Annotated in this window: 10 protein-coding genes; 6 read left to right on the forward strand and 4 right to left on the reverse strand. The window is 47.4% G+C overall.

All coding sequences use genetic code 11. From position 1 onward, the window contains the following. Positions 1-112: 112 nt before the first annotated feature. The 4 genes from LUQ50_RS09415 to LUQ50_RS09430 form a co-directional block, all read right to left on the reverse strand. Positions 113-1,198 (reverse strand): cation diffusion facilitator family transporter, encoded by a 1,086-nt coding sequence (locus LUQ50_RS09415; RefSeq protein ID WP_300039503.1) that lies wholly within the window; start codon positions 1,196-1,198, stop codon positions 113-115. A gap of 279 nt (positions 1,199-1,477) precedes the next feature. Then, a complete protein-coding gene (locus LUQ50_RS09420) occupies positions 1,478-1,786 on the reverse strand; it encodes an energy-coupling factor ABC transporter substrate-binding protein (protein ID WP_300039505.1) in 309 nt (102 codons plus the stop codon). Positions 1,787-1,788: 2 nt separating this feature from the next. After that, positions 1,789-2,505, reverse strand: coding sequence for an energy-coupling factor ABC transporter permease (locus LUQ50_RS09425; RefSeq protein ID WP_300039507.1), 717 nt, complete (start codon positions 2,503-2,505; stop codon positions 1,789-1,791). A gap of 368 nt (positions 2,506-2,873) precedes the next feature. Continuing rightward, positions 2,874-3,197, reverse strand: coding sequence for a hypothetical protein (locus tag LUQ50_RS09430; protein ID WP_300039509.1), 324 nt, complete (start codon positions 3,195-3,197; stop codon positions 2,874-2,876). Positions 3,198-3,482: 285 nt separating this feature from the next. On the opposite strand from LUQ50_RS09430, the gene LUQ50_RS09435 reads away from it, so the two are divergent. The 6 genes from LUQ50_RS09435 to LUQ50_RS09460 form a co-directional block, all read left to right on the forward strand. Beyond that, entirely contained in the window at positions 3,483-4,034 is a 552-nt protein-coding gene (locus LUQ50_RS09435; RefSeq protein ID WP_300039511.1) for a cobalt-precorrin-6Y C(15)-methyltransferase, read from the forward strand. Beyond that, a complete protein-coding gene (locus tag LUQ50_RS09440) occupies positions 4,028-4,636 on the forward strand; it encodes a cobalt-factor II C(20)-methyltransferase (protein ID WP_300039513.1) in 609 nt (202 codons plus the stop codon). Before LUQ50_RS09435 ends, LUQ50_RS09440 begins: the two co-directional genes overlap by 7 nt. Further along, positions 4,633-5,349: a precorrin-4 C(11)-methyltransferase gene (cobM, locus tag LUQ50_RS09445; protein ID WP_300039515.1), complete on the forward strand. Its 717-nt coding sequence runs from the start codon at positions 4,633-4,635 to the stop codon at positions 5,347-5,349. Before LUQ50_RS09440 ends, cobM begins: the two co-directional genes overlap by 4 nt. Next, positions 5,346-6,221, forward strand: coding sequence for a cobalt-precorrin 5A hydrolase (gene cbiG, locus LUQ50_RS09450; RefSeq protein ID WP_300039517.1), 876 nt, complete (start codon positions 5,346-5,348; stop codon positions 6,219-6,221). Before cobM ends, cbiG begins: the two co-directional genes overlap by 4 nt. Continuing rightward, the gene (gene cobJ / locus LUQ50_RS09455; RefSeq protein WP_300039519.1) at positions 6,190-6,987 is read left to right on the forward strand and encodes a precorrin-3B C(17)-methyltransferase; all 798 of its coding nucleotides are present in this window, start codon (positions 6,190-6,192) and stop codon (positions 6,985-6,987) included. Before cbiG ends, cobJ begins: the two co-directional genes overlap by 32 nt. Next, the coding region (locus LUQ50_RS09460; protein WP_300039521.1) for a precorrin-8X methylmutase at positions 6,935-7,191 on the forward strand (257 nt) is incomplete at its 3' end. The genes cobJ and LUQ50_RS09460, both read left to right, overlap by 53 nt.

Raw genomic sequence — 7,191 nt, forward strand, 5'->3', positions numbered from 1 at the left:
AAAATTGAACTCGTGAAATTCAGGAATAAACGTCTGGCTTAACAAACCGGCGAACGGTACTAGGTTTTTGTGTTCACTCTCTCATATTCAGATATTTGAAAAAGTATTGTGGTTAATGCGAATGCATAGGCAGTCCGTCATGGTTGTGTTCAGTAATGTGATGATAATTCGGTCCTGACGCAGTCACCGGATCGACATGGATGGTAGCATCGGAAAGGTATTTGAGATGATGAAGGAGTTCATGCTGAAACTCTTTTGCAATTTCATGCCCTTTTTCTACGGATAGGGATGCATCAACCGTTATATTGATCTCTGCATGGAGCCGGTGACCCAGCCACCGAACCTTCACGTCGGTTATCTCGATAACTCCGTCAACATGATCTGCAGAATGGCGGATCTCATCGGTAACTTCTGGATCAACCCCGTCAAGAAGCCGGGTACCGATGGTTTTTGCCGAGTCCCAAACGATCCAAAATATCAGAATGGTGATGATGAGGCCAATAATCGGATCGGCAAGGGGAAATCCAAGGAACACTCCAGCGGCTCCAATAAGGACTGCAAGGCTTGTTATTCCGTCTGTTCTGGCATGCATCCCGTCTGCAACCAGTGCAGCACTTCCGATCTCCTTTCCTACCCGGATTCTGAGTTGTGCTACGGCTTCATTGCCGATAAACCCGATGAATGCAGCGAGTGCAACTGCCCAGAGAAACGTTACCGACTGTGGATGAATTAACCGGTCAATAGAAACATATCCTGCAGTAAGAGCCGAGATCAGGATCATCAGAACAACAAATACGCCGGCCAGATCCTCTATTCTGCCATACCCATATGTGAACCGTCTGGTGGGTTTCCACCTGCCAAGAATGAACGCAAAAAGCAATGGGATTGCGGTAAGTGCGTCACCGAAATTGTGGATCGTATCAGCGAGCAGTGCGATACTCCCGGTATAATACACGATGATGACCTGGACGATTGCGGTAAAGAAAAGACCGACAAACGACCACTTTACCGCCCAGATTCCCCGTTCGGTGGTGAGGATAGAGGGATCGACAACGCCATGGGTATGGGCGTGACCGTTCCCATGGCCACGATGACCATGAATATGGGTTTTCTCATCATGATCGGTGTCGTTTCCATGCCCGTGTTCATGGTGTTTGTCATGATCGTAGCGATTATGGCTTTCAGTATCAACGCTCATTCGTTACCTCCTCCTCATTTCGTTTTCAAAAGAGATGGCAATTGATATGAAGTATTCAAGGAGACACTGGTTATAGTATTGCCACCCTCCTAACAGTATTAACAACACGGGTTCCCATGGCTCTGATTCTCATAGTTTACGTTGAAACAATTCACATCTTATGGGCACTTATGTGGGCAGCCCGGTAGTTATAGAACGATGGATCCATAACTCCGGGATGGATATGCCTGAACATACCCAGTTGTACGATGTAATCTTGATTGCTTTTCAATCATCGATTCATGAGACTGGTGAAGATTTTTTCTGCCCAAACCAGTATCCGAAGATGAGCCCGAGGATGAGTGCTCCAAACGAACACTGGAGAGCAAAGAGGGTGCACTCTATTTCTCCGGATGGCGGTTCATACTGGGGAATGAGGGGTTTATATGATTCAACCGGCTGACCGGTAAGTTCAGAAATCTTCTGTGAGCCAACATCATCGGATCCGCTGAACTCATGCTCTCCTCCTGAACTGACAGAAAGAAACACTGCAATGAAACCGAGGATCGCGATGACAGTTAATATTTCGAGTTTATAGTTCCCGATCATAATTATCCCTCCACATGGGCAACCGTGTTGTCCTGTTGTTGTGCCCGGGAGATCTGATCCTCAGAGAATACGTTCAGTTTCAGAAGAATATCAGGCTTTAATGCAACAATGTATTTGAACACGAGTGCCAGCACAATTCCTTCGACGATTGCGAGAGGTATCTGTGTCACCGCGAAAATGGCAAAAAATGCTTCAAACGAAGCTGCAATTCCTCCAACCTGTGCCGGGTAAGCGACTGCAAGTTCAAATGAGGTTATGACGTAGGTTACGAGGTCAGCGACTGCTGTCACGAGAAAAACGGTGACAAAGATATTGACATTCGTGTCTTTGAGGAGACGATAAACCGCATATCCGGCCAACGGCCCTCCAATCGCCATCGAGCACATGTTTGCACCGAGGGTTGAAAGACCTCCATGGGCGAGCAGGAGTGATTGGAAGAGCAGGACAATTGCCCCGATGATCGAGGTGATGAATACCCCGAAACACATGGTCGAGAGTCCGGTTCCGGTTGGGTGGGAGCAACTACCGGTTACCGAGGGGAGTTTGAGAGCAGACAGAATGAAGATGAACGCTCCGCAGACTCCGAGTAGTGGCAGATAATCCCGATCTTTTTGGATCATTGTTCGTAGTTGAATTATTCCCATAACAAGGAATGGAATCGCGATAATCCACCAGACCAGACACCATTGCCAGGGTAAGAAACCTTCCATAATATGCATGTGATAATCTCCGAGATCAAAAACTATTGCTCTTGCAAAAAATAATCAGTTCTAATCCTATTTATTCTGATCAAGAACAAAAATTTTTGGCCAGGCAGTTGTCCAATACTCATCAGAAGGGATTCCATGCCTAACGCACTCACCTGGTTATAATCAGGTCAGAGTATCTACCATCTTGAGTTGTTTCCGCCAGATTGAGCAACTCATAAAAAAGCGGTGAGTTATTTGCCCTATTTGATTACTTGAGAATGAGACCTGATTTATAGGCGAAGGCCTTCTGGAGCGTCTTAATTTCTCCAGTCATTTTAGTAGTGCCTTTCCAGGTGTTGGTAACTACCGTCTTGTTCCCGGTCGTCTCCCCATCTTCGTTATGTACCTTCTAACGCATAGTTATCATTATTGCCGTCTAGGGTTTCCATGATGATGCCCGCGAAGACAGTCTTGATGGTTCCTTCAGCAAAGCCTCTGCCTGAGTTTGCATTGTGAGTTACTGCAATCTGATAATTCAGTTCTACAGGGTACATCATCGCTAACGGTACGAATTCGTCAACTGCCCCGGTACCATCAATGACGGTATTGATCGTAAAGACCTGATTATCAGGTGTTACATTTGGCAGTACGTCAGCTGCCGTAAAGTCTGCAAGAAGTACCGGGGCTATAGTTACATCAAGAATACCAGATTTACGTTTCATTAGCGGTCTCCTACTTCCTGCTAATGGAGATTTCATCAAAATATATAGTAGCGGATAAAAACCAATCATTTCATTCGGTGATTGATTTTTTTACAAGCCGCAACAAAAATATTTAGAGTTAATCCCAAAAAATTTGCACAATATCGAAAGTTACTAACACAATACCAACCTTATTTTTACAAGCCCCCTCGTAACAAATGAGGAGCATTCTAGGGCATAAGATGCTTATACCCAATTATCAGAACCATATCCCTTTTACGTGTACTGAAAAAGAGAGGTTATTTAATGAAAACCGGAAACACCAGCTCACCCCCGGCGGGAGGTCCGACAAAGGATGAGATCCTGGCTATTTCACTCTTTAAATTAGGATTAACCCCGGAGGATACCTTTGCTGATCTTGGCTGTGGGACCGGCAGGGTATCGATTGAAGCTTCAAAACAAGTGAAGGCACTTCATGGAGTAGATAGACGAGAGGAGGCATACATCAGGACAAAAAAAGAGGTGGAAACACAAGAGAAGGAGAACATTTTCGTTCACCGCAGAGAGAACAAATCGTTTCTAACTGCCCTGACTGCTCTCGACACGGCATTTGTCGATGGATCCCAGGGTCTTGATACAGTTCTTGAATCTCTTGCACGTCTGAATGTGCGATCTCTGGTTATCAACGCGGTGATGCTGGAGACGGTCATTACAGTAGTAACTGCACTCAAAAAACATGGTATGTTTAAAGAAATAATACTGACAAATATTGCCCGAAGTAATCCAATCGGATTCGGTGTTATGTTCAAACCACTCGTTCCGGTATATATAATCAGTGAGGGAAGGGCCTCATGCTGACCGCAGTGGGACTTGGTCCCGGCGATCCCGAACTCCTTACCCTTAAGGCGGTACGATATCTGAAAGAGGCAGATCAGGTATTTGTCCCTGGGGGTATTGCCCGCAAACTTGTTGAGCCATACTGTACCCCCGTTGAACTCCCATTTCCCATGAGTCGTGATGAAAAGGTGGTTTCAAAGCAGATTGCAGACAACGCAGCCATCATTGCCAGGGTCGCAATGACAGGTAATGCTGTCTTTGGAATTATCGGGGATCCAAACATATTCTCTACATTCTCCCGGCTCTGTGTGGTCATCAGAATGCAATATCAGGATATCCAGATCAGCACAGTACCTGGAGTCAGTTCGATAACAGCCCTTACTTCTATCACCGGCATTCCAATCACCGGAGGATTTTCCGTGTCAGATGGTTCACCTGAAGTTGCCAGGATACAGATGAAAGTAACCAAGCCGCGAGAGACCGTAGATCATCTCCGGAATGAGGGGTATTCACGGTTCGTACTGGTAGAACGGATGTACATGGAAGGAATGGCCATTTGGGATCATGAACTTCCTGAGGAGAGTAATTATTTCTCACTCGTGTTTGCAGAGAAGAGACCATGAATCAGGTATGGTTTGTCGGAGCCGGACCCGGGGATCCTGATCTTATTACGGTAAAAGGAAACCGAATCCTGGAATCTGCGGATCTTCTCATCTATGCGGGATCCCTTGTGAACCCTGAATTGGTACAACGATCTCATGCTAATGAGAAATATGACAGCAACGGGATGTCTCTTGAAGAGATAACCCCTCTCATGGTTAAGGCCATCCGGGAAGGGAAGGCCGTCGTCCGACTCCATTCAGGAGATCCGGCACTCTATGGAGCTATTGTAGAACAGATGGCTCTGCTCCGGGCAGAAGGGATACATGTGGAGGTGGTACCTGGTGTCTCTTCACTTTTCGGGGCTGCTGCATCCCTGAAGGCCCAACTCACACTCCGGGGAGTATCAGAATCAGTGATAATCACCAGGCCGGCTGGAAAGACGCTGGAGCATGATCATATCACAGAATATTCCCGGCATGGCGAAACGATGGCCATTTTCCTTGGATCTGACCGACTTTCAGAGGTGGTTTCCAAAATCTCTCATCCCCCAAAGACCCCCGCTGTGGTCATCTACCATGCTACATGGCCGGATCAGAAGATCATCAGAGGTTCGGTGGAAACAATAGCAGAACAGGCAGATGATGCTGGGATCAATCGTTCTGCACTTCTTCTTATCGGAGAAGTTTTTGGAGAAGAACTCCCCGGACACATCAGATCCGAGCTTTATTCATGAACCGGACGGTTGTCATTGCACTTCCCTATTTTGCCGAGCAGGCGGAGCGGGTAGCAACCGCAACAGGGGGATCCTTTCTGGTCTACCATAAACATGTTTTTGAAGAAGTATTCAGAGATACCAATCGGATCATTGCAATTATGGCAATCGGAATCGTGGTCCGGAAAATTGCACCGCTTCTCAAAGATAAGTGGCAGGATCCTGCGATTGTGGTGGTAAGTCCTGATATGAGGTTTGCAATCCCAGTATCTGGCGGGCATCACGGGGCGAACGAACTTGCCATTGAACTTAAAGAAAAATTAGGCCTAATCCCGGTGATAACCACAGCAACCGAGTCCACTGGCAGAGAGTCAGCAGAAACGATAGCAGCAGACAAGCATCTGCGGATTGTGAACACGGACTCGACCCGGGCCTCCAATGCGGCAGTCCTTACCAGTACTGCCGGCATATATTCTGTGGAAGGACCGGGCATGGTGATGGCAGGAAAGGGGGTCTCTTTTCTGGTCTCTGATGCTCCGTATACTGCAGGTATCGGCTGCAGAAAAGGAACTCTGGCGGAGGAGATCATCACTGCAATCGATGATGCACTTGCCTCGGCCGGGATAACCAGATCTGATATCAGTATCTATGCAACCACCACCTTGAAATTACATGAGGCAGGTCTTACTGAGGCAATCCGGATGATTGGGGGGAACCTTATATTTCTGGATCCGGAGACCCTCTGTAGGGAGAAACCTGTATCTGAATCGGCAGCAGAACGATTTGGGCTCCCCGGGGTCGCTGAGCCTGGAGCACTTGCGGTATCATACAAAAAAGAACTCATTATGGAGAAAAAAGTATATGGAAACGTCACCATCGCCTTTGCAAGATAATCAGGCAGGACCCCTCTATATTGTTGGAATTGGGCCCGGATCGCCGGAAATGCTGACCCGAAGAGCAGAAGAGGTTCTCCTGGAAGCCTCAGTTATCATCGGCAATGATTTTTACCTTGATCAAATTCCCCTCCTTCTTCAAGACAAAGAGGTTATCAGGAGTCGAATGGGAAAGGAAGTTGATCGGGCACAGGAATGTATCGATCTGGCCCGCACCCGGAGTGTAGCCATGGTCTCCGGGGGAGATCCCGGAGTCTACGGAATGGCGAGTATCGTTCTTGAGGTCCTGAGTCACTCGGAAATTTCTGTCCCGGTTGAGGTAGTGCCGGGGATTACTGCTGCAACTGCAGGTGCAGCACTACTTGGATCACCGCTCTCCGGAGATTTTGCGGTTGTAAGTCTCTCAGATCTGCTCACCCCTCATGAGGTTATCAGAAAGCGGCTAGTAGCCCTTTTTTCAGTGCAGATACCAGTAGTATTGTATAATCCGAAGAGTAGAACCCGGACCGAACAACTCGGTGAGGCAATAACCCTCGCACGGGAGTATCTTCCCCCTGAAACTCCGGTGGGAATTATCCGGAACGCGTATCGCAAGGACGAATTAAAATTGATCTCCACACTGGGCACATTCGGAGATATATATGATCTCGTAGACATGCACTCAGTAGTGTTTATCGGCGGAGAAGAGACTAAAATTTGGAAGAGAGGAGAAGATGTCAAAGGAATCATCACACCCCGAGGATACCACCGGAAATATTTATATTGATATCGGTGCTGATACCGAAGAAGGATATGATATATCATCCCGATCCCGTGAGATTGCACGTAAAGCAATCGGAGATAAAACGCCGGAGGATCGAATCCGTCAGCGGTGTTCTATCGCGGTAGGAGACTTTGCCATGGCAGACCTGATGCGGTTCTCTCATGATCCTGTCTCGGCAGGACTTGCAGCGCTGAAAGCAGGAGCGCC

The organism is Methanospirillum sp. (assembly GCF_028679455.1).
Taxonomy (GTDB): domain Archaea; phylum Halobacteriota; class Methanomicrobia; order Methanomicrobiales; family Methanospirillaceae; genus Methanospirillum.

Coding starts and splice junctions, on each gene's coding strand:
- LUQ50_RS09415 (WP_300039503.1), bottom strand. CDS start 1,198: ATGAGCGTTGATACTGAAAGCCATAATCGCTACGATCATGACAAACAC.
- LUQ50_RS09420 (WP_300039505.1), bottom strand. CDS start 1,786: ATGATCGGGAACTATAAACTCGAAATATTAACTGTCATCGCGATCCTC.
- LUQ50_RS09425 (WP_300039507.1), bottom strand. CDS start 2,505: ATGCATATTATGGAAGGTTTCTTACCCTGGCAATGGTGTCTGGTCTGG.
- LUQ50_RS09430 (WP_300039509.1), bottom strand. CDS start 3,197: ATGAAACGTAAATCTGGTATTCTTGATGTAACTATAGCCCCGGTACTT.
- LUQ50_RS09435 (WP_300039511.1), top strand. CDS start 3,483: ATGAAAACCGGAAACACCAGCTCACCCCCGGCGGGAGGTCCGACAAAG.
- LUQ50_RS09440 (WP_300039513.1), top strand. CDS start 4,028: ATGCTGACCGCAGTGGGACTTGGTCCCGGCGATCCCGAACTCCTTACC.
- cobM (WP_300039515.1), top strand. CDS start 4,633: ATGAATCAGGTATGGTTTGTCGGAGCCGGACCCGGGGATCCTGATCTT.
- cbiG (WP_300039517.1), top strand. CDS start 5,346: ATGAACCGGACGGTTGTCATTGCACTTCCCTATTTTGCCGAGCAGGCG.
- cobJ (WP_300039519.1), top strand. CDS start 6,190: ATGGAAACGTCACCATCGCCTTTGCAAGATAATCAGGCAGGACCCCTC.